Origin of the sequence: Pseudomonas crudilactis, from assembly GCF_013433315.1 — a bacterium.
Classification (GTDB): Bacteria; Pseudomonadota; Gammaproteobacteria; order Pseudomonadales; family Pseudomonadaceae; genus Aquipseudomonas; species Aquipseudomonas crudilactis.
Genome location: NZ_WXVV01000016.1, coordinates 100,997 through 118,289 on the forward strand (window position 1 = coordinate 100,997; position 17,293 = coordinate 118,289).

At 59.1% G+C, this 17,293-nt stretch carries 16 protein-coding genes; 13 read left to right on the forward strand and 3 right to left on the reverse strand.

All coding sequences use genetic code 11. The features are described from left to right. From trmD to GTU76_RS18495, 3 genes are all read left to right on the forward strand, one after another. Positions 1-753, forward strand: coding sequence for a tRNA (guanosine(37)-N1)-methyltransferase TrmD (trmD, locus tag GTU76_RS18485; RefSeq protein WP_008081628.1), 753 nt, complete (start codon positions 1-3; stop codon positions 751-753). Between the two features lie 45 nt (positions 754-798). After that, complete coding sequence (gene rplS, locus GTU76_RS18490) at positions 799-1,149, forward strand: 50S ribosomal protein L19 (RefSeq protein ID WP_003175895.1); 351 nt, start codon at positions 799-801, stop codon at positions 1,147-1,149. 91 nt (positions 1,150-1,240) lie between these two features. After that, positions 1,241-1,654 (forward strand): acyl-CoA thioesterase, encoded by a 414-nt coding sequence (locus GTU76_RS18495; RefSeq protein ID WP_038357747.1) that lies wholly within the window; start codon positions 1,241-1,243, stop codon positions 1,652-1,654. Positions 1,655-1,772: 118 nt separating this feature from the next. Here GTU76_RS18495 and GTU76_RS18500 read toward each other — a convergent pair whose 3' ends face one another. Then, a complete protein-coding gene (locus tag GTU76_RS18500; protein WP_180699268.1) occupies positions 1,773-3,581 on the reverse strand; it encodes a cation:proton antiporter in 1,809 nt (602 codons plus the stop codon). Positions 3,582-3,689: 108 nt separating this feature from the next. On the opposite strand from GTU76_RS18500, the gene xerD reads away from it, so the two are divergent. From xerD to GTU76_RS18535, 7 genes are all read left to right on the forward strand, one after another. Then, entirely contained in the window at positions 3,690-4,586 is an 897-nt protein-coding gene (gene xerD, locus GTU76_RS18505; protein ID WP_016986376.1) for a site-specific tyrosine recombinase XerD, read from the forward strand. Positions 4,587-4,841: 255 nt separating this feature from the next. Beyond that, entirely contained in the window at positions 4,842-5,573 is a 732-nt protein-coding gene (gene dsbC / locus GTU76_RS18510; RefSeq protein WP_007908974.1) for a bifunctional protein-disulfide isomerase/oxidoreductase DsbC, read from the forward strand. A gap of 130 nt (positions 5,574-5,703) precedes the next feature. Then, positions 5,704-7,008 carry a homoserine dehydrogenase gene (locus tag GTU76_RS18515; RefSeq protein ID WP_007908972.1) on the forward strand — a complete coding sequence of 435 codons (1,305 nt, stop codon included), beginning with the start codon at positions 5,704-5,706 and terminating at the stop codon, positions 7,006-7,008. A 109-nt stretch (positions 7,009-7,117) separates the two neighbouring features. After that, the gene (gene thrC / locus GTU76_RS18520; RefSeq protein WP_095119346.1) at positions 7,118-8,527 is read left to right on the forward strand and encodes a threonine synthase; all 1,410 of its coding nucleotides are present in this window, start codon (positions 7,118-7,120) and stop codon (positions 8,525-8,527) included. Positions 8,528-8,647: 120 nt separating this feature from the next. Next, positions 8,648-10,021 (forward strand): transporter substrate-binding domain-containing protein, encoded by a 1,374-nt coding sequence (locus GTU76_RS18525; RefSeq protein WP_026000695.1) that lies wholly within the window; start codon positions 8,648-8,650, stop codon positions 10,019-10,021. Between the two features lie 117 nt (positions 10,022-10,138). Beyond that, the gene (locus GTU76_RS18530) at positions 10,139-10,546 is read left to right on the forward strand and encodes a response regulator (RefSeq protein ID WP_016986380.1); all 408 of its coding nucleotides are present in this window, start codon (positions 10,139-10,141) and stop codon (positions 10,544-10,546) included. 175 nt (positions 10,547-10,721) lie between these two features. Beyond that, complete coding sequence (locus GTU76_RS18535; protein WP_016986381.1) at positions 10,722-11,003, forward strand: DUF3509 domain-containing protein; 282 nt, start codon at positions 10,722-10,724, stop codon at positions 11,001-11,003. A 176-nt stretch (positions 11,004-11,179) separates the two neighbouring features. Here the strand turns inward: GTU76_RS18535 and GTU76_RS18540 are convergent, their stop codons facing one another. After that, positions 11,180-12,160: a TIGR02285 family protein gene (locus GTU76_RS18540; protein ID WP_080587511.1), complete on the reverse strand. Its 981-nt coding sequence runs from the start codon at positions 12,158-12,160 to the stop codon at positions 11,180-11,182. Beyond that, positions 12,087-13,286, reverse strand: a complete 1,200-nt coding sequence (locus GTU76_RS18545; protein WP_016986383.1) for a CaiB/BaiF CoA transferase family protein — start codon at positions 13,284-13,286, stop codon at positions 12,087-12,089. Before GTU76_RS18545 ends, GTU76_RS18540 begins: the two co-directional genes overlap by 74 nt. A 146-nt stretch (positions 13,287-13,432) precedes the next feature. Here GTU76_RS18545 and GTU76_RS18550 point away from each other — a divergent pair, with 146 nt between their 5' ends. The 3 genes from GTU76_RS18550 (at position 13,433) to GTU76_RS18560 (ending at position 17,132) form a co-directional block, all read left to right on the forward strand. Next, complete coding sequence (locus tag GTU76_RS18550; protein WP_007908961.1) at positions 13,433-13,975, forward strand: YaeQ family protein; 543 nt, start codon at positions 13,433-13,435, stop codon at positions 13,973-13,975. Positions 13,976-14,030: 55 nt separating this feature from the next. After that, on the forward strand, positions 14,031-15,740 hold the full coding sequence (gene recJ / locus GTU76_RS18555; RefSeq protein WP_180699269.1) for a single-stranded-DNA-specific exonuclease RecJ: 1,710 nt from the start codon (positions 14,031-14,033) through the stop codon (positions 15,738-15,740). A gap of 285 nt (positions 15,741-16,025) precedes the next feature. Next, a complete protein-coding gene (locus tag GTU76_RS18560) occupies positions 16,026-17,132 on the forward strand; it encodes an NADH:flavin oxidoreductase/NADH oxidase (protein ID WP_180699271.1) in 1,107 nt (368 codons plus the stop codon). The last annotated feature ends 161 nt before the right edge of the window (positions 17,133-17,293 follow it).

Here is a 17,293-nt window from a genome sequence, read left to right on the forward strand (position 1 = left end):
GTGGCTAACTTGCGCGTAGAAGTGATCAGTTTGTTTCCCGAGATGTTTTCCGCCATCGGCGACTACGGCATCACCAGTCGTGCGGTCAAACAGGGGCTCTTGCAGCTGACCTGTTGGAATCCGCGAGATTACACGACGGATCGGCATCACACTGTGGACGATCGCCCGTTTGGCGGTGGTCCGGGCATGGTGATGAAGATCAAGCCCCTGGAAGATGCTCTGGTTCAGGCCAAGGCAGCAGCCGGGGAGGCGGCGAAGGTGATTTACCTGTCCCCCCAAGGCCGTCAACTGACTCAGTCGGCGGTACGCGAGCTGGCACAATCGGATGCATTGATCCTGATTGCCGGCCGCTATGAAGGCATTGACGAGCGCTTTATTGAGGCTCATGTCGATGAAGAGTGGTCGATTGGTGACTATGTACTGTCTGGCGGCGAGCTGCCGGCGATGGTCCTGATCGATGCGGTTACACGACTGCTGCCTGGAGCTTTAGGGCATGCGGATTCCGCTGAGGAAGATTCCTTTACGGATGGTCTGCTGGATTGCCCGCACTACACCCGACCTGAGGTGTATGCGGATCAGCGTGTTCCCGACGTGTTGCTGAGTGGCAATCACGCGCATATCCGGCGTTGGCGTTTACAGCAGTCCCTTGGTAGGACCTTTGAACGACGCGCCGATCTTCTGGAAAGCCGCTCGCTTTCTGGAGAAGAGAAGAAGCTGCTCGAGGAATACATCCGCGAGCGGGACGATAGTTAACAACGTATCGATGGTAGATCGAACGATTTACCTTAGGAGCACAGCATGACCAACAAAATCATCCTTGCACTCGAAGCAGAGCAGATGACCAAAGAAATCCCTACCTTCGCCCCAGGCGACACTATTGTCGTTCAGGTGAAAGTGAAGGAAGGCGATCGTTCCCGTCTGCAAGCGTTCGAAGGCGTTGTAATCGCCAAGCGTAACCGCGGCGTGAACAGTGCGTTCACCGTTCGTAAAATCTCCAACGGTGTTGGCGTAGAACGTACTTTCCAGACCTACTCCCCGCAGATCGACAGCATGGCTGTTAAACGTCGCGGTGACGTACGTAAAGCCAAGCTGTACTACCTGCGCGACCTGTCGGGTAAAGCAGCTCGCATCAAGGAAAAACTGGCTTAAGTCCAGCTTTCGATGCAGAAAAAAGCAGCCTACGGGCTGCTTTTTTGTTGCCTGCAATTTATTCACCGTACTTTCGTTTCAGGCCAGAACCATGACCACCCGCGACCAGGAAATCGAACGCCGCACCGAACTCTCGGTGACCCGCGTAACCAAAGCCGTCTTCCCGCCCACCACCAACCACCACAACACCCTGTTCGGCGGTACCGCGCTGGCATGGATGGACGAAGTCTCGTTCATCACCGCCACGCGTTTCTGCCGACTGCCACTGGTGACCGTTTCCACCGACCGCATCGACTTCAATCACGCGATCCCGGCCGGTTCCATCGTCGAGTTGGTCGGGAAGGTGATCAAGGTCGGCAATACCAGCCTCAAGGTCGAGGTGGAAGTGTTTGTCGAGAGCATGAGCTGTGATGGCCGCGAGAAGGCCATTCATGGGCAGTTCAGCTTTGTCGCCATTGATGATGACAAGCGACCGGTGCCGGTGCTGCCGGGTTTTGCGGCTTGATCCAGATCCGAGTCGAGCCGTTCGCGAGCAAGCTCGCTCCCACAGGATGTGTGTCGCTCACAGATTTTGTGTTCAGCGCGAACCCTGTGGGAGCGAGCCTGCTCGCGAAAGCGTCAGCTCAGGCGCCGTTGGCCTCAGGCTGAATCAACGCCAGCAACGTCCACCCCGACCCGGGTTTCACGGTAGTCTCCGGCGTCACCACATGCACCCAACCGCTGTCATCGCGCATGAACAGCAAGGTCGCACGATTACCATGCAGCACCCGGTAATCCTCCCAGCCGAAGCCATCCGTCAACGTCGTACTGTACAACTCGGCACCCTGGCCCATCTGACTGGCCAGTTTCGCGTAGGTAAACGCCTCGCTGCCCAACTGATTGCCTCGATGTTCCAGACTCGCTCGATGTTTATCGCTGCGCCGACTCTCATGACCACTGGCCAGACCAAACAAGCGCTGATGACCGAAATCATGCCGAAAGCGCATCGCCGCCAAGGTATTCAGCTCACCCGACGGCGACAGCGCGAGCAAATGCCCAAGTCCGACCAGATCCAAATGCGCATCGGCATGTTGCGAGGCCGGATTACCAAAATACGTCGGCAAACCTTCCATCCGCGCCGCACGAATATTCTCCCAGCTCGAATCGGTCAGCAACACGCGGCTGCCCAGTTGCTGCAGCGACTTGCCCAGCTCCCGCGCCGGGCCGTTGGCGCCGACGATCAGGAAACCGCTCGGCGCCGGCTCGGCCACCTTCAATAGTCGTGCAAGTGGTCGTGCCGTCGCGCTTTGCAGGACAACAGTGCCGATAATTACCGCAAATGTCAGCGGCACCAGCAGCAATGCGCCCTCATGCCCGACCTCATGCAGCCGAATCGCAAAAATCGCCGACACCGCCGCCGCGACAATCCCGCGTGGCGCGATCCAGCACAGCAATGCACGCTCCCGCCAGCTCAGGCTGGAACCGGCCGTGCTGAGCAATACGTTCAACGGCCTGGCGATCAGTTGAATCACCAGCAGCAGAATCAGCACCAACGGGCCCAGTCCGATCAAGGCATACAAGTCCAGACGCGCCGCCAACAAAATGAACAGCCCGGAAATCAGCAGCACGCTGAGGTTTTCCTTGAAATGCAGGATATGCCGTACATCCACGCCTTTCATGTTGGCCAGCCACATGCCCATCAGCGTCACCGCCAGCAGACCGGACTCGTGCATCACCTCATTGGAGACAATGAAAATCCCCAGCACAGCCGCCAGCGACGCCAGGTTATGCAGATACTCCGGCAGCCATTGCCGACGGATCACCGTGCCGAGCAGCCAGCCACCGAGAATGCCGAACGCAGCGCCGCAGAGAATCACGCCGCCAAAGGTGAACAGGCTCTGCTTGAGACCATGGCCTTCGGCGCTGGCAATGATGAAGCTGTAAACCACCACGGCGAGGAGCGCGACGATCGGATCGATGACGATGCCTTCCCAGCGCAGAATGTTGGCGATCGAGGCTTTCGGCCGCACCACCCGCAGCATCGGCACGATGACGGTCGGGCCGGTGACCAGCGTCAGGCTGCCGAACAGGATGGCCAACATCCAGTCGAAACCGAGCAGGAAGTGCGTAGCGACCGCGATGACGATCCAGGTCGAGATAGCGCCAATGGTCACCAGGCGATGAACGACGCTACCAATCTCCTTCCATTCCGACAGGTGTAGGGTCAGGCTGCCTTCGAACAGAATCAGCGCGACGGCCAGTGAAACCAGCGGCATCAGCAGCGGGCCGAACATTTCCTGCGGATCGAGCCAGCCCAGCACCGGGCCGACCAGAATACCGGTCAGCAACAGAAACAGAATCGCCGGCAGCTTCAGGCGCCAGGCCAGCCATTGGCAACCCAGCGCCGCCGCGCCAATCCCGCCAAACGCCAATAGAATTTGCTGCTCGTTCATTGATGATCCCTGTTCCTTGAAATAGCGGGCTATGAAAGACTAGCGCCCATTCCTACAGTTCACTCTACATTTGCGCACAGTCCTTGAGGCTGTGTGTCTTGAGCGCCCATGCCTGCCATCGACCACCCGCTGATTGACCAATTCCTCGACGCTCTGTGGCTTGAGAAGGGCCTGTCCGATAATACCCGCGGCGCTTATCGCAGCGATCTGGCGCTGTTCAATGGCTGGTTGCAGGAGAAAAACCTGGAGCTGATCAATGCTGGCCGCGAGTTGATCCTTGATCACTTGTCCTGGCGTCTGGAGCAGAACTACAAACCACGTTCCACCGCGAGATTTCTCTCCGGGGTGCGTGGCTTTTATCGCTATCTACTGCGGGAAAAGATGATCAGCGTCGACCCGACCTTGCGCGTCGATATGCCACAACTCGGTAGGCCACTGCCAAAATCCCTGTCAGAAGCCGATGTCGAGGCGCTGCTTAAAGCACCGGATCTGAGCGAAGCGATCGGCCAGCGTGACCGCGCCATGCTTGAAGTGCTTTACGCCTGCGGACTGCGCGTGACCGAACTGGTCAGTCTGACCCTGGAACAGGTCAACTTGCGCCAAGGCGTGCTGCGGGTGATGGGCAAGGGCAGCAAGGAACGGCTGGTGCCGATGGGCGAGGAGGCGATCGTCTGGGTCGAGCGCTACATGCGCGATGGTCGCGGCGAACTGCTCGGTGGCCGTCCCAGTGATGTGCTGTTTCCCAGCCAGCGCGGGGAGCAGATGACTCGCCAGACCTTCTGGCACCGGATCAAGCATCAGGCCAAGGTCGCCGGGATCGGCAAGTCGCTGTCGCCGCACACCTTGCGTCACGCGTTTGCCACGCACCTGCTCAACCATGGCGCGGATTTGCGTGTGGTGCAGATGCTGCTAGGCCACAGCGACCTCTCCACCACACAGATCTACACACATGTCGCCCGCGCGCGGCTGCAAGACCTGCACGCCAAACATCACCCGCGCGGCTGAACAAAGTCTTTGTAGGAGTGAGCCTGCTCGCGATAGCGGTATTCCTGACAACACAGTGCTGAATGAAGGACCGCTATCGCGAGCAGGATCACTCCTACAGGTTCTTCAGTGCTCTCAAAATCTATGGCGACAGGCGCATTCGGCCACCGTGGCCTTATGTGTTAGGCTTTGCCGGTTTGCACGATGGACGGTTATGACCCGGTGTTCCGGCACGGGCGTTCTGATCGTTCCATTTGTCCGCCTTCAGGAGTTCTCATGCGTCTGACCCAGATTTTCGCCGCCGCAGCCATTGCGTTGGTCAGCACCTTTGCCGTCGCCGATGACGCGGCCGACAAAGCCATTCGTCAAAGCCTGGAAAAACTCGAACTCGAGGTTCCGGTCGAAAGCATCAGCGCCAGCCCGTTGCCGGGCATGTACGAAGTCAAACTCAAAGGCAGTCGCGTGCTCTACGCCAGTGCCGATGGTCAGTACATCGTGCAGGGCTACCTGTTTCAGCTCAAGGACGGCAAACCGGTCAACCTGACCGAGAAAACCGAACGTCTGGGCATCTCCAAACTGATCAATGCCATTCCGGTTGCCGAAACCGTGGTGTACCCGGCCGTGGGCGAGACCAAATCGCACATCACCGTGTTCACCGACACCACCTGTCCGTACTGCCACAAGCTGCACGCCGAAGTGCCTGAGCTGAACAAGCGCGGCATCGAAGTGCGCTATGTTGCCTTCCCGCGCCAGGGTTTGAACTCGCCGGGCGATGAGCAACTGCAAGCCGTGTGGTGCTCGAAAGACAAGAAAGCCGCCATGGACAAAATGGTCGATGGCAAGGAAATCAAGGCCGCCAAGTGCGATAACCCGGTTTCCAAACAGTTCGCCCTCGGTCAGTCAATTGGCGTGAACGGTACACCGGCCATCGTTTTGGCTGACGGACAAGTGATTCCGGGCTACCAGCCTGCGCCACAAGTCGCCAAACTGGCGCTGGGCGCGAAGTAATTCGCATCGTCACGGTCAGCCGTGACGATCATGGCCTGGCAGCCACATCGCCGGGCCATCAATAGAGAGCCGCGAGCACGCGGTTGTTTTCCGGCCGACCCCGCGTCGGCCGTTTTATGGGGAGTTCACAGTGAATCCGGTCAAAGTAGGCATCTGTGGGTTAGGGACCGTCGGTGGCGGTACCTTCAACGTACTTCAGCGCAACGCCGAGGAAATCGCTCGTCGTGCCGGGCGTGGGATCGAAGTGGCACAAATTGCCATGCGCACGCCAAAGCCTCAGTTCCAGACGACCGGTATTGCGATTACCAACGATGTCTTCGAAGTGGCCACGAACCCTGAGATCGACATCGTCATAGAGCTGATGGGCGGCTACACCGTTGCCCGCGAGCTGGTACTCAAGGCCATCGAGAATGGCAAGCATGTGGTCACCGCGAACAAGGCACTGATTGCCGTTCACGGTAATGAAATTTTCGCCAAGGCTCGCGAGAAAGGCGTGATCGTGGCGTTCGAAGCGGCCGTGGCCGGTGGCATTCCGGTGATCAAGGCGATCCGTGAAGGCCTGTCCGCCAACCGCATCAACTGGGTCGCCGGGATCATCAACGGCACCGGTAACTTCATCCTCACCGAAATGCGCGAGAAGGGCCGCACCTTCGAAGACGTGCTGGCCGAAGCTCAGGCACTGGGCTACGCCGAAGCCGATCCGACCTTCGACGTTGAAGGCATCGATGCCGCGCACAAGCTGACGATTCTGGCTTCCATCGCATTCGGCATTCCGCTGCAATTCGACAAGGCTTACACCGAAGGCATCACCAAACTGACCACCGCCGACGTCAACTACGCCGAAGCGCTGGGCTATCGCATCAAGCACCTCGGTGTGGCGCGTAGCACTGCCGCCGGCATCGAGTTGCGCGTGCACCCGACGCTGATCCCGGCCGATCGCCTGATCGCCAACGTCAACGGCGTGATGAACGCGGTGATGGTCAACGGTGACGCCGCGGGCTCGACGCTGTTCTACGGCGCTGGCGCCGGCATGGAGCCAACCGCTTCGTCGGTGATCGCCGATCTGGTCGACGTGGTTCGCGCCATGACTTCCGATCCGGAAAACCGCGTGCCGCACCTGGCCTTCCAGCCGGACTCGCTGTCGGCCCATCCGATCCTGCCGATTGAAGCCTGCGAAAGCGCGTACTACCTGCGCATTCAGGCCAAGGACCATCCGGGCGTTCTCGCTCAGGTGGCGAGCATCCTCTCGGAGCGCGGCATCAACATCGAGTCGATCATGCAGAAGGAAGTCGAGGAACACGACGGTCTGGTACCGATGATCCTGCTGACCCACCGTGTCGTGGAACAGCGCATCAACGATGCCATCGCCGCCCTCGAAGCGCTGGCCGGCGTCAATGGTCCGGTCGTACGGATCCGCGTCGAGCACCTGAACTAAACAGAAGCAGCTGCAAGCTTCGAGCTTCAAGCTGCAAGTAAAAGCAGAGCCGCTTTTCACTTGTAGCTTGCAGCTTACGGCTTGAAGCCCAAACCGAAGGTTTGAAATCATGCGTTATATCAGTACCCGCGGCCAGGCACCGGCCCTGAATTTCGAAGACGTCCTGCTGGCCGGTCTCGCCACCGACGGCGGTCTGTACGTTCCGGAAAACCTGCCACGTTTCACCCAGGAAGAGATCGCTTCCTGGGCCGGCTTGCCGTATCACGAACTGGCCTTCCGGGTGATGCGCCCGTTTGTCACCGGCAGCATTCCGGACGCCGATTTCAAAAAGATTCTCGAAGAAACCTACGGTGTGTTCTCGCACAGCGCCGTCGCGCCGCTGCGTCAGCTGAACGGCAACGAATGGGTGCTCGAGCTGTTCCACGGCCCGACCCTGGCGTTCAAGGACTTCGCCCTGCAACTGCTCGGTCGTCTGCTCGACTACGTGCTGGAAAAGCGCGGCGAGCGCGTTGTCATCGTCGGCGCTACTTCCGGTGATACCGGTTCGGCCGCCATCGAAGGCTGCAAGCACTGCGAAAACGTCGACATCTTCATCCTGCACCCGCACAACCGTGTGTCCGAAGTGCAGCGCCGGCAGATGACCACGATTTTCGGCGAGAACATCCACAACATCGCCATCGAAGGCAACTTCGATGACTGCCAGGAGATGGTCAAGAACAGCTTCGCCGACCAGAGCTTCCTCAAAGGCACGCGTCTGGTCGCGGTGAACTCGATCAACTGGGCGCGGATCATGGCCCAGATCGTTTACTACTTCCATGCAGCCCTGCAGTTGGGCGGCCCGGCGCGTTCGGTGTCGTTCTCGGTGCCAACCGGTAACTTCGGCGACATCTTCGCCGGTTACCTGGCGCGCAACATGGGCCTGCCGATCAATCAGTTGATCGTCGCCACCAACCGCAACGACATCCTGCACCGCTTCATGAGCGGTAATCAGTACGTCAAGGAGACCCTGCACGCCACGCTGTCGCCGTCGATGGACATCATGGTCTCGTCGAACTTCGAACGCCTGCTGTTCGACTTGCACGGTCGCAACGGTGCGGCGATCGCCGGGCTGATGGACACGTTCAAGCAAGGTGGTGGCTTCAGCGTCGAACAAGAGCGCTGGACCGAAGCACGCAAACTGTTCGACTCGCTGGCTGTGGACGATGCGCAGACTTGCGAAACCATCGCCGAAGTCTACGAGCAGTGCGGTGAAGTGCTGGATCCGCACACCGCCATTGGCGTCAAGGCCGCGCGCGAATGCCGTCGCAGCCTGGACATTCCAATGGTGATCCTCGGCACCGCACATCCAGTTAAATTCCCGGATGCAGTGGAGAAAGCCGGTGTAGGAAAAGCGCTCGAACTGCCTGCACATCTTTCTGATTTGTTTGAGCGAAACGAGCGCTGCACCGTTCTGCCAAACGAGCTGAAAGCCGTGCAGGCCTTTGTCAGCCAGCATGGCAACCGCGGCAAGCCGCTTTAAGCCTGCAAAAGCTGTCACATTTTGAAGCCCGTCTCCTGACGGGCTTTTTTGTTTCTGCTGCCACACTGCTCGGGTTTTCACCCACGAAGGACGGGTGAGTCGATCACGAAGGAAGTGGCAATGCTGTTTTATAGAGGTTTGAAACCGGCACTGGGCTGGTTGTTCTTGTTCGGATTGCTCGGGTTGATGCGCTGCAGTGTGGCGGCGCAACTGGCGCTGAACGATGACGTTATGGCACTCAACGTCCAGCCTGTTGAACTGGACGCGCACGAGCGCCAATGGATTCGCGACAATCCGCGGGTAACGGTAGCGTCGGTGCAATACCCGTTGTATCTGTTCCAGGATGAACATGGACAGTGGAGCGGTTTGAACAATGATGTGCTCAAGCGCGTCACTGCGATGACCGGGTTGAAGTTCATGCATCAGGAGTCGTTTTCCACCGATCACATGCTGGAGCGTCTCGAAAGCGGCCAGGCGGACATCAGTACGACCCTGGCGATGAGCGATGAGCGCAAGGCGTTTCTGGATTTCAGCCACGCCTTCGGTGGGGCTGGCTGGGTGTTTGTCGGGCGCGCCGGTGCGCCGTCGGTAGAGTCACTGGAGCAACTCGCCAAGCGGGTGCTGGTGTTGCCGGCCCGGCACGCACTGGAGGATGTGATTCGACGCGATTACCCGTCGATCGAGATCCGTTCGGTCAAGACTTACGCCGAAGCGCGAGCATTGGTCGAAAGCGGCGAAGCCTACGCGACGATCGAGAATGAAATCGGGGCGCAACTTTACCCGCTGGGTCTGCTTAAGGTGGGTGGTTTGGTAGAAGGCAAATGGGAAGCTGATCATCTGGCCGTGCGCAAGGGCATGCCAGAGCTATTAAGTATTCTCAACAAGGCACTGGAGGCCTTTCCTGCTCCCGAGTTACGCGCCATTCGCCTGAAGTGGCTGGAGGGAATCTCGCTCAAGCCCGTCCCCACGCTCTGGCAACGGATGATTGAGTGGGGCTGTTGGGCAGCGGTGATCCTCGGTGTGTTCGGCTTGCTGTCGCTGGTGTGGAACCGCCGCCTGACGGTGGTGATCAAGCAACGCCGTGCTGCCGAGAAAAGCCTCGGTGATCAATTGGCGTTCCAGCACGCACTGATCGATTCCATGCCTGATCCGATGTTTGTCCGTGATCTTCAGGGGCGGCTGATCATGTGCAACCGCAGCTATGAAGAAGCGCTTTCGGTACGTCAGGACCAGGTGCAGGGGCGGCTGTTGATGGAGGTCGATGCGTTGCCAGAAGCAACCGCGCGCATGCTTCACGACGAATTCATGGTGCAGTTGCGCACGCGTAAGTCACGTTTCAGCAAGCGGCAATTGCTGTTCAAGAACGGTACGCGGGAGGTCTATCAGTGGACGGTGCCGTTTTACAGTGTCGATGGCAAATTGCGCGGACTGCTGGGCGGCTGGACGGACATTACCCAGCGCCGGGCGGAGAGCGGGTGCCGATGTCTGCATTGAGAATGGGAAATGTCCTATAAGACGCGGCTACTTTTCCGATGGGAGGCTTCAAAGGGCTGCCCTACAGTGAGTAGCAACTGCGGTGAGAGTCCGCGATTGTCGCTTCAGAGGTCGCCCATGCGCTCGCTTAAAGTCCTGATTCTTGAACCCAATCCGTTCCAGCTGATGGCGTTGCACCAAATGCTCAATGCTATCGGCATTTATGATGTCCTGACCGCGTCATCGCTGGCATCGGCCTTATGTTCACTGGGGCATCGTGGCGTGGTCGATATCGCTATTTGCGATCCGCAGCTCAAGGGCGGTGATGGCCTGGCCCTGATTCGGCACGTAGCAGTGGAGCGCGAAGCGCGGGCGCTGATCCTGCTGGGCGCGGTGGCGCCGAGCGTGCTCAACGACCTCCAACCGTTGCTGTGCGAGCATCGGTTGCGACTGCTGGGGCTTCTGCAAACACCTGTTTCGGCAGTACTGATGCGCAGTTTGCTGGACAGCTACCTGATTTCACCTTCGCTGCCGGTCGGGGCCTGAAGCGGCCGGTTATTTTTCTGTCATCTTTGCCGTGCATGCTCTGACAGACCGGTGATACCTCCGTGACACGCCGGTGCTGGCGAGCGGAATGCAGAACTTTCTTCTCGGGCCGGTGGTCATTTACTGTGGACACGCCCCAGACACAATGTTTTCGGACTATTGAGTGGAGATCGAGATGGAAAGTATCAGTCTATTGCTCGGTGAGGCTCTGAGCCCGTATCAGGTTTCTTTGTCTCCAAGCGGCGCCCACGGTGAATGCCTGGTGACCTTGAAGAACAGCAACGGCGCGATTGTAGTGGAGCGCCAATTCAACCAGGCGCAGTTGACCGACAAGCGCCAGTTGACCGATGTCGTTGACGGCTTGCACCGCGACATTCTGATTGCCGAAGGACGCCTGGAGCCCTGTGTGATTGCGGCCTTGCGTAATGCGGCTCTGGACAAGCGTCCGGCGCTCTGAAAATCAAACATCTTTTGTGGGAACCTTCCTGCATCCCTGTCAGTCAGACCCCATGACAGCAGGATCAAGCATTGTGCTCCGGTGCTTGTCGCTTGCTGTTACGGGCCTTATGCAGGCCACGTTTAACCCCGAGTCGTCTCCCCACTTCTCGGGGTTTCTTTTTGTCTGCAATTGGCTCAGGGCGCCGCTTGTTGCTCGAAGAATGATCGGGCCTGTTTGAGGTAATCGCTTCGCATCGCGGGGTCCAGCCAGTCGGCGTACAGCTGGTTCAGTTGATCGTGGGGGAGGGTGCGCAGCAGTTGGTTTATTTCGCTGATCGCCTGACGGCCCTGGTGTGTGTCGGAGCAGCCGATGTAGCCCGACAGATATTTACCGGTGCCGCGGATCGGATAAAACAGCAACTCGTCTTCGGCGATTTGCGCCAGATGAGCCTGATAACGAATTTCTGGCCAGTAGCCCAGCACCACCTGTAATCGTCCCAGGCGCTGCATCATCAGCAGACTGTTCAGGGCGTCATTGCCGTAATGAGGTGTCAGTGCGTCCCGTGGTGCCTGGCGCAGCAGGTCATCGACCATTTCACCGTAACTGCGCTCAGCCACGACACCGATTTTCTCTTTGCCATTGGCCAGGAGCGCTGCCAGATCGATTTCACCCTCCACGAGAAACGGCGCCAACACTTCGCGATCGTTCTGACGCACCACCAGCCCATTGCTGACGGCGCGAAAGGCCGGGATGGAGTACGCGATCCATTGCGTCCGCTCTTTGCTCCATATCAGCGACGGGTCGCAGGTGAAGGAGGCTTCGTGAAGCATCTGGCTGCCTCGGGCTCGATTGACCCGCATCAACTGGTGTTCGTATTGCGGCATGCCGGCGATCAGCATTGGCATGAGGTGATCAATGACGCCCTGGCCCTTTTTCGGGCCTTCGAAAATAGTCAGTGGCGGCAAGTCGCGCAATAACCAGGTCAACGTCGGTTTCGCCTGAGCCCAAGCAGGCAAGGTCAATAGAAACACCAGGCCGAACAACCGCCACGTCCACCACTGGTGGGCGCGATTGGCGTCCGGTGTCGGCAGGCGCTTCAGCTTAAATGGCTCCGTCTTCGCGCAATCGGGCGATCTGCTTTTCGTCGTAGCCAAGATCGTGGAGTACCTGCGCATTGTGTTCACCGAGCTGCGGCCCGACCCATTCGGAGGAGCCCGGTGTCTCTGAGAGTTTCGGCACGATCCCCGGCATCTTGAAAGGTTTGCCGTCTGGCAGTTTGGCGTGAAGGAACATTTCCCGGGCCAGATACTGCGGATCGTTGAACATGTCTTCGGCACTGAAGATCCGGCTGGCCGGCACCTCGGCCTGATTGAGCAGGTCGAGCACGCTTTGCAGCGGCAGCGAATTGACCCAGCGATCGATCACGCCGTACAACTCGTCGCGACGATTGTCACGCCCGTCGTTGCTGGTCAGGGTAGGGTCATTGGCCAGGTCTTCGCGGCCGATGATCAGCATGAAGCGTTTGAAGATCGCGTCACCATTGGCGCCGATCTGCACGTGTTTGCCGTCGGCACTGGTGTGGATGGAGGAGGGCGTGATGCCGGGCATGATGTTGCCGGTGCGCTCGCGGATAAAACCGAACACGTCGAACTCCGGCACCATGCTTTCCATCATCGCGAAAATCGCTTCATACAACGCCACATCGACAACCTGACCAGTGCCACCGTTGACTTCGCGATGACGCAGAGCCATCAGCGCGCCGATCACGCCCCACAACGCGGCAATCGAGTCGCCGATGGAAATCCCGGTACGCACCGGTGGCCGGTCCTCGAAGCCAGTGATGTAGCGCAGACCGCCCATGGACTCGCCGACCGCGCCGAAGCCAGGCTGGTCCTTCATCGGCCCGGTCTGGCCAAAACCGGACAGGCGCACCATCACCAGTTTCGGGTTCAGCGCGTGCAGGGTGTCCCAACTCAGGCCGAGTTTTTCCAGCACGCCTGGGCGGAAATTCTCGATGAGGATGTCGGCTTCGCTGAGCAGTTGTTTCAGGATCGCCAAACCGTCAGGGTGTTTGAGGTTCAGCGTCAGCGACTTTTTATTGCGCGCCTGGACGAACCACCACAGCGACGTGCCTTCATACAGTTTTCGCCACTTGCGCAATGGATCCCCGCCGTCCGGCGATTCGATCTTGATCACTTCGGCACCGAACTCCCCGCAAATGCGCGAGGCAAACGGCCCGGCAATCAATGTACCCAATTCAATGACTTTCAGACCCGAGAGCGGTTTGCTGGTGAACGGCATGCGAAATCCTGTAGGACAAGGCTGAGCGGATACAGCGTTTTAACATAGCCGGCTGTCAGACGCCGCAGCTTGATCGCCATCAATTCGATGATTGCCTACCGCATCGGTTAGACTTGCCGACTTTCCTCGTATCAAGAAGCCCGTTCATGGCCCAGCCGTCCACTACCTACAAGTTTGAACTGAACCTCACCGACCTCGACCGCAGTGTCTACGAGAGCGTCAAGCAGACCATCGCCCGTCACCCTTCGGAAACCGAAGAGCGCATGACCGTGCGACTGCTGGCCTACGCCCTCTGGTACAACGAGCAGTTGTCGTTTGGTCGCGGTCTGTCAGACGTGGATGAACCTGCACTGTGGGAAAAGAGCTTGGATGATCGCGTCCTGCACTGGATTGAAGTCGGCCAGCCTGACGCGGATCGCCTGACCTGGTGCTCGCGTCGCACCGAGCGCACCAGCCTGCTGGCCTACGGCAGCCTGCGCGTTTGGGAAACCAAAGTGATCCCGGCGATCAAGAATCTGAAGAACGTCAACATCGCTGCGGTTCCGCAAGAAGTGCTGGAAACCCTGGCCAAGGACATGCCCCGCGTTATCAAGTGGGACGTGATGATCAGCGAAGGGACGATCTTCGTCACCGACGACCGTGGTCAGCACGAAGTTCAGTTGCAATGGCTGCAAGGTGAGCGCGGCTGATCCCGCGCCTTCAACTGATTAATCCCACGTATTAAAGAGAAGTTTCCGTCACCCCATGCGTATCGAACCTCGTCAACTGCCTGCCACGCTGCCCTTTCTGGGTGATATTCCGCCGCTGCTGACCCGCCTGTACGCGGCGCGGGGCGTGCAGTCCGAGGCGGAGCTGGACAAGAGTCTGGCGCGGTTGATCCCGTTTCAGCAGCTCAAGGGCATCGACGCGGCGGTGGACTTGCTGGTGACAGCGCTGGAACAACGCCAGCGCATTCTCATCGTCGGCGACTTCGATGCGGACGGCGCGACGGCCAGCACGGTTGGCATGCTTGGTTTGCGTCTGCTCGGTGCGGCGCACGTCGATTATCTGGTGCCGAACCGTTTCGAATATGGCTATGGCCTGACTCCGGAAATCGTTGAAGTCGCTTTGACTCGGGAGCCGCATTTGCTGGTCACCGTCGACAACGGCATCTCCAGCGTCGAAGGTGTGGCGGCGGCGAAAAAGGCCGGCCTCAAAGTGCTGATCACCGACCACCATTTGCCCGGTGAAGAACTGCCGCAGGCGGATGCGTTGGTCAACCCGAACCAGCCTGGTTGCGAATTTCCGAGCAAGGCACTGGCCGGCGTCGGGGTCATTTTTTATGTGTTGATGGCGTTGCGTGCGCGCCTGCGCAGCCTCGGCTGGTACGAGAACAAGCCGCAGCCGAACATCGGTGAACTGCTCGATCTGGTGGCGCTGGGCAGCGTCGCTGACGTGGTGCCGCTGGACGCCAACAACCGGATTCTGGTGCATCAAGGCTTGGAACGGATTCGCGCCGGTCGCGCACGGCCGGGGATCAAAGCGATTCTTGAAGTGGCCAAGCGTGACGCTGCGCGCATCACCTCCACCGATCTAGGGTTTATCGTCGGGCCGCGTCTGAACGCGGCCGGGCGTCTGGATGACATGAGCCTGGGCATCGAATGCTTGCTCACCGCCGACGCCAACCTGGCCCGGGAAATGGCCGCGCAACTGGACGGCATGAACCAGGATCGCAAATCCATCGAGCAGGGCATGCAGCGTGAAGCGCTGGCGCAGCTCAAGGACTTGCCGGTCGAGTCGATGCCGTTTGGTTTGTGCCTGTTCGATCCCGAGTGGCACCAGGGTGTGATCGGCATCCTCGCTTCACGCATGAAAGAACGTTACTTCCGTCCGACCATTGCCTTTGCCGATGCGGGCGATGGTTTGCTCAAGGGCTCGGGGCGTTCGGTGCAAGGTTTCCACATTCGCGATGCCTTGAGCGTGGTAGCGGCGCAGCATCCAAACCTGATCGCCAAGTACGGTGGCCATGCAATGGCGGCCGGTCTGACCTTGCCGCAGGAGAATTTTCCGCTGTTCGCCGAGGCCTTTGACGCTGAAGTGCGTAGGCAACTTCGCGAAGACGACCTCACCGGGCGCATGCTGACCGATGGCACGCTGGCGGTCGAAGAGTTCCACCTCGAACTGGCTCGCGCGCTGCGCCACGCTGGGCCTTGGGGGCAGCACTTCCCGGAGCCGCTGTTTCATGGCGTGTTTCAGTTGGTCGAACAGCGCGTGGTCGGTGAACGACACCTGAAAGTGGTGCTGAAAAGCGAGTGCGGTTCGGTGAAGCTGGATGGCATTGCGTTTGGTATTGACCGGGATATCTGGCCGAACCCGACGATCAAGTGGGTTGAACTGGCTTATAAGCTCGACGTTAACGAGTTTCGGGGGAATGAGACTGTTCAGTTGATGATTGCCCATATCGAACCGCGCTAAGTCCTTCGCGAGCAGGCTCGCTCCCACATTTGGAATGCATATCCCCTGTGGGAGCGACGGTGCGACGATTCGACCTGCTCGCGAGAGCGTCCTTTCACACACTGAATCACTCTGAACCCTCCCTCATCCCCGGTTGTCGACTAGGCTCTAAGCACTGCTTGATTGGCCTTGTGACGTCTTGTCGAATTTTTTGCCCGCGGGGGCGGGTGCTGCACCTTTTTCCTGTCACTCGTCGACTATTCAAACAGAACCCTGGAGCCTGCCCACTGATTTGAGAGGTGCCCCATGAGTCTGCTGCTTGAACCCTTCACTCTTCGCCAACTGACCCTGCCCAACCGCATAGCCGTATCACCGATGTGCCAGTACTCGAGCGTCGATGGCCTGGCCAACGACTGGCATCTGGTGCACCTCGGTAGTCGCGCGGTGGGTGGCGCCGGTCTGGTCTTCACCGAAGCCACGGCGGTCACCGCCGATGGGCGGATCACCGCCGAAGACCTGGGCCTGTGGAACGACGAACAAATCGAACCGCTGCAACGTATTACTCGCTTTATTACCTCCCAAGGCGCGGTTGCCGGCATTCAATTGGCCCACGCCGGGCGCAAGGCCAGCACCCATCGGCCGTGGATCGGCAAGCATGGTAGCGTCAAACCGGAGGATGGCGGCTGGACCCCGGTCGGGCCGTCGCCGATTGCTTTCGATCCGCAGCACACACAACCGAAACAGCTGGATGAAGGGCAGATCGCCGAAGTCATTCAGGCGTTTGTCGACGCCGCCAAGCGCGCGCTGAAGGCGGGTTTCAGTGTGGTCGAGGTACACGCGGCGCATGGTTATCTGCTGCATCAGTTTCTTTCGCCGCTGAGCAATCAGCGCCGCGATCAGTACGGTGGTTCGTTTGAGAACCGCATTCGTCTGGTGCTGCAAGTCACTGAAGCGGTGAGGGCGGTCTGGCCAGAGGAGTTGCCGCTGTTTGTTCGGGTGTCGGCCACGGACTGGGTGGAAGACGGCTGGAACCCGGATGAAACCGTGGAACTGGCGCGACGCCTGCACACTCTTGGCGCGGATCTGATCGACGTGTCGTCAGGCGGCACCGCAGCCAACGCGGAGATCCCCGTCGGGCCGGGTTATCAGACGCGTTTCGCTGAACGCGTACGCAAAGAGTCGGGCATCGCCACAGGTACCGTGGGAATGATTACCGAGCCGGCGCAGGCCGAGCATATTCTGCGCACCTGTCAGGCCGACATCATCTTCCTCGCCCGAGAGCTGCTGCGTGATCCGTACTGGCCGCTGCATGCCGACGATGATCTGGGTGGGCGCAAAGCGGTGTGGCCGGCGCAGTATCAGCGTGCGACTCATCGGGATCAGCCGATTCATGAGTCTGATTTGCGCGATTGAGTATTAGCGATAAAGCAAAAAGCTCCGGTCAGTGATGGCCGGGGCTTTGTTTTTGTCTGATGATTGTATTTTGCCTGTGCTGCCGCCTTCGCGAGCAAGCTCGCTCCCACATTGAATCGAAGTCGGTCATGATTTTTGTAATCGGCCGAGATCATGTGTGG

Bases quoted from the DNA above. Each gene is read 5' to 3' on its own strand.
- rplS (WP_003175895.1), top strand. From the start codon at position 799: ATGACCAACAAAATCATCCTTGCACTCGAAGCAGAGCAGATGACCAAA.
- xerD (WP_016986376.1), top strand. From the start codon at position 3,690: ATGCCTGCCATCGACCACCCGCTGATTGACCAATTCCTCGACGCTCTG.
- GTU76_RS18550 (WP_007908961.1), top strand. From the start codon at position 13,433: ATGGCCCAGCCGTCCACTACCTACAAGTTTGAACTGAACCTCACCGAC.
- GTU76_RS18535 (WP_016986381.1), top strand. From the start codon at position 10,722: ATGGAAAGTATCAGTCTATTGCTCGGTGAGGCTCTGAGCCCGTATCAG.
- GTU76_RS18495 (WP_038357747.1), top strand. From the start codon at position 1,241: ATGACCACCCGCGACCAGGAAATCGAACGCCGCACCGAACTCTCGGTG.
- GTU76_RS18500 (WP_180699268.1), bottom strand. From the start codon at position 3,581: ATGAACGAGCAGCAAATTCTATTGGCGTTTGGCGGGATTGGCGCGGCG.
- recJ (WP_180699269.1), top strand. From the start codon at position 14,031: ATGCGTATCGAACCTCGTCAACTGCCTGCCACGCTGCCCTTTCTGGGT.
- GTU76_RS18540 (WP_080587511.1), bottom strand. From the start codon at position 12,160: ATGCGCAGGTACTCCACGATCTTGGCTACGACGAAAAGCAGATCGCCC.
- dsbC (WP_007908974.1), top strand. From the start codon at position 4,842: ATGCGTCTGACCCAGATTTTCGCCGCCGCAGCCATTGCGTTGGTCAGC.
- GTU76_RS18530 (WP_016986380.1), top strand. From the start codon at position 10,139: ATGCGCTCGCTTAAAGTCCTGATTCTTGAACCCAATCCGTTCCAGCTG.
- GTU76_RS18525 (WP_026000695.1), top strand. From the start codon at position 8,648: ATGCTGTTTTATAGAGGTTTGAAACCGGCACTGGGCTGGTTGTTCTTG.
- GTU76_RS18560 (WP_180699271.1), top strand. From the start codon at position 16,026: ATGAGTCTGCTGCTTGAACCCTTCACTCTTCGCCAACTGACCCTGCCC.
- GTU76_RS18545 (WP_016986383.1), bottom strand. From the start codon at position 13,286: ATGCCGTTCACCAGCAAACCGCTCTCGGGTCTGAAAGTCATTGAATTG.
- thrC (WP_095119346.1), top strand. From the start codon at position 7,118: ATGCGTTATATCAGTACCCGCGGCCAGGCACCGGCCCTGAATTTCGAA.